Below are 1,631 nucleotides of genomic sequence, written 5' to 3' on the forward strand. Positions count from 1 at the left end.
ATCCAGCCAATGTTGATGTGTCAGCTATGTCTCCGAACACCCGTCAGTGATCTGTCCGGGCTAAACAACAAGCCCGGGCATGACGCCTGTGGCGACGCCTACGCCCCCGCCACCACCGGTGCGAACACCACTTCGATCAGCGTGCCGGAATTCCCCGCGCTCTTGATGTTGAAGCGGGCGCGGTTGGCCTCGACCAGGGCCTTGGTCAGCGACAGGCTCAGCGCCGAATTGTCCGCGGCGTCCCCGGGCGGCGGGGTGCGGAACGGCTCCATCGCGGCGGCGACTTCGCGCTCGGACAGGCCATGGCCGGTGTCGCGGATGCGCAGCGCAATCTCGCCGCGGTCGGACAGCGCGGTGGAGACGATGACCTGGCCGCCGGCGCTGGCGAGCCGGATCGAGTTCGAGATCAGATTCATGGTGATCTGCCGCATCGCGCGCGCGTCCGCCGTGACCTGCGGCAGCGCATGCGCGAGCGAGGTGCGGATGATGATGCGCTCGCGATTGGCCTGCGGCTGCATCACGGTCACGCAGGCTTCGACGAGGTCGTTGAGGCTGAGGTTGGCGAAGTTGAGATCGAGCTTGCCGGTCTCGATCCGCGACAGCTCCAGGAGGTCGTCGATGATCGCGATGACGCGCTCGCCGGAGGCGCGGATGTCCTTCATGTATTCGCCGTAGCGCTCGTTGCCGAGCGTGCCGAAGCGTTCGGAGATCATCACCTCGGCAAAGCCGATGATGGCGTTGAGCGGCGTGCGGATCTCGTGGCTGATCCGCGCCAGCATGTCGGCCTTGGCGTTGGCCGCGCTGTGGACGAGGTGGCGCGCCTGTGTCAGCTCGCTCTCACCCTTCTTGCTCTGCGAGAGATCGCGGAACACGGCGAAGAAGTTCGGGCCGTCCGGCCGCGTGCGACCCATGATCATCGCGAGCGGAATGACGCCGCCCTTCTTCTCGCGTCCGAGCACCTCGCGGCCGTGGTCGAGCAGGCTCGAAATGTCCTGGCTCTTGAGGCTTTCGAGATAGTCGGCGACGATCTGCCGGCTCTCCGGCGCGAACAGCGTCGCCAGATTCTGCTCGAGCAGGTCGGCGCCGTCATAGCCGAACAGCGCTTCGGCGCTGCGGTTGCAGGCATGGATGTTGCCTTCGGCATCGAACATGACGATGCCCTCGGCGGTGGTGTCGAGGATCGCGGCGAGATCCTCGGCATCGGCATCGCCGGCCGCGGAGTCCAGCTCGGGCGCGTAGGGGAAGGATTCGGCGACAACAGATTCAGTGACGATCGTCTGTGCGATCACGGGCGCCGCGACGCTGGGCGCCGCCTGCGGCAGCGCGCAGATGAGCGCATGTGCGCTCTCGCCGTCCCAGTCGATCGTGTGCAGATGCGCCTCGGTGGTCGCAAGCGGCTGCTCGCCGTTCGCGAGCGTCGCGCTGATCGTGACAGGCGTGCCGGCTTGCGAGGTGCTGCTGGCCGAGGACACGCCGGGCTCGACATAGAGCGCATCGAGCCCGCCGGCATTCTCCAGCGCGTTGATGCCGGCATAGCCCATGCGCGCGAGGAAGGCGGGGTTGGCGTAGAGCAGGCGGTCGAGCCGGTAGATCAGGATCCCCGTCGGCAACAGGTCGAGCAGGGTGCGGTC

General features: G+C 66.9%; 1 protein-coding gene. It reads right to left on the bottom strand.

What is annotated here, in order from left to right; translation table 11 throughout:
* Window positions 1-98: 98 nt before the first annotated feature.
* Window positions 99-1,631 (bottom strand): PAS domain-containing sensor histidine kinase (locus XI03_RS01640; RefSeq protein ID WP_271591108.1); only part of this gene is annotated, 1,533 nt, incomplete at its 5' end.

The sequence above is a fragment of the Bradyrhizobium sp. CCBAU 65884 genome (assembly GCF_028128835.1).
GTDB lineage: Bacteria > Pseudomonadota > Alphaproteobacteria > Rhizobiales > Xanthobacteraceae > Bradyrhizobium > Bradyrhizobium ottawaense.